The following is a 1,640-nucleotide window of genomic DNA, read 5'->3' on the forward strand; positions in this document are numbered from 1 at the left end:
TCCGGGCAAGGCGTTATTGCGTGGGATGCTGTGGTGGATTGGCGGCAGGTCCATTACGAGATCCGCAAAGGGGTGTTGTGGGATACGGCCATGCCGCTCGGCCAGACCCGCGAGCTATCGTATCCCGTGGGCACCGACGGCACGTACATGGTCAAGGCCGTGGCCGGTGGCGCATACTCCGACAACCCAACTCAGGTCGTGGTGGACGGCTCCGGGCGATTGGTGGCCAACGTGTTGGCCACGTATGACGAGGCCGGACTCGGGTGGCCCGGGTCTCTTGATGGCTCGGCCTGCGTCGAGGAGGGATATGTCACCCTGTCCGATCCTGCTGTCCCTGGTCGGTATGTGATCCCGGCTGAGCACATTGTGCAGTTGGATACACCGGCCCTGTGTACCGTGTCAGTGGATTATCTGTTGTATGGCAACGGCATCCACGACGACATGTATGGGGTGCCGGATGTGTATGCAATATTCGACCTGTATGGCGGGTATGGCCAATATATCCATGCAACCGTGCGTATTGACACGATGCGGGATGGAGAGTGGACGGGATGGCGCAATTTTGTGCCGGGATCGTACTATGCCGAGCAGTATCGGTTGTGCATCGATATATCGAGTGACCGTGCTGACGTTGCCCCAATTTTGACCGAGTTTGCCTTTGCCGTGGATGTCCCGGATCGCACCGAGCGTCGGGACAATCTGGTCGTGCCAGCCTCTGGATTGACGGTTGTGTTTGACACACAATTTAACGTGACCCCGTCCGTGGTGTGTCAAATTGTCGGAGCTGTTGGCGGTGAGGACGTGGAGTTGACTGGCTTGTCAAAGACCAGATGTGTGATTCGGATCAAAAACGCGTCCGGAACCTATGCGGCGCGGACAATCAACTATATAGCTCAAGGATACTAACATGCAAAAATCACTCTCTTTTACCGGTGCCCCTCTTGGTGGATCAGAGATGATCGCCGAGTTGCTTGGCATGTTGCAATCGCTGGCCAGTTGCCGCAAGGGCAACGTAAGGCCCTCTGACGTGCAGGTTGGCGAGATGTGGATCGATGACAACACTGCGACAGCATGGACAGTCAAGGTGTGGACTGGTGTCGCGGATATCTCGCTGATGGCTATCAACCCTGACACTGGAGTTGTTACGACACCAGCCACAGCACTCAATGCGGAGGCATTGGGTGGCCAAGCACCAGCGTACTACCTCGATGCGGACAATCACGCATACTCCGGGACAACTGTTGGACTGTCCGCCTCAAACGTACAGGGAGCCATTGACGCCCTGGCCGAGGCTCTTGGCACTCAAGCTGAGGCTCTTGGCAGCAAAATCAGTTCGAGTATCATTTCCGCGCGCGGTGACATAATTGCGGGCGGTCAGGATGGGAAGCCCAAGCGGCTCGCCCGTGGATCAGAAGGGCAGACGCTATCATGGGATGAGAGTGGTAATTTAATCACGGTTGACCCGCCAAAAGACTATATGTGGACTGCTGTGAGCGACTGGCTTGCGGCGTTTGGTGGAGCATCGTTCGAAGCAACGGGTCTTGATGGTACGATGTATGACTATCGAATTTTGTTACAAAATGTGTCCTTGTCTGGGAGTGCTGCGATTTTGCATGCGCTTATCGGGCATGGGGCTACCC

General features: G+C 56.2%; 2 protein-coding genes. Both read left to right on the plus strand.

Translation table 11 applies throughout. The annotated features are described in order from the left end of the window. The coding region (locus GO013_RS16610; RefSeq protein WP_163813138.1) for a hypothetical protein at nucleotides 1-906 on the plus strand (906 nt) is incomplete at its 5' end. A 1-nt stretch (nucleotide 907) separates the two neighbouring features. After that, nucleotides 908-1,640: hypothetical protein (locus GO013_RS16615; protein WP_163813140.1), on the plus strand; the 733-nt coding region annotated here is incomplete at its 3' end.

It is taken from the genome of Pseudodesulfovibrio sp. JC047 (genome assembly GCF_010468615.1).
In the GTDB taxonomy this organism is placed as follows: domain Bacteria; phylum Desulfobacterota; class Desulfovibrionia; order Desulfovibrionales; family Desulfovibrionaceae; genus Pseudodesulfovibrio.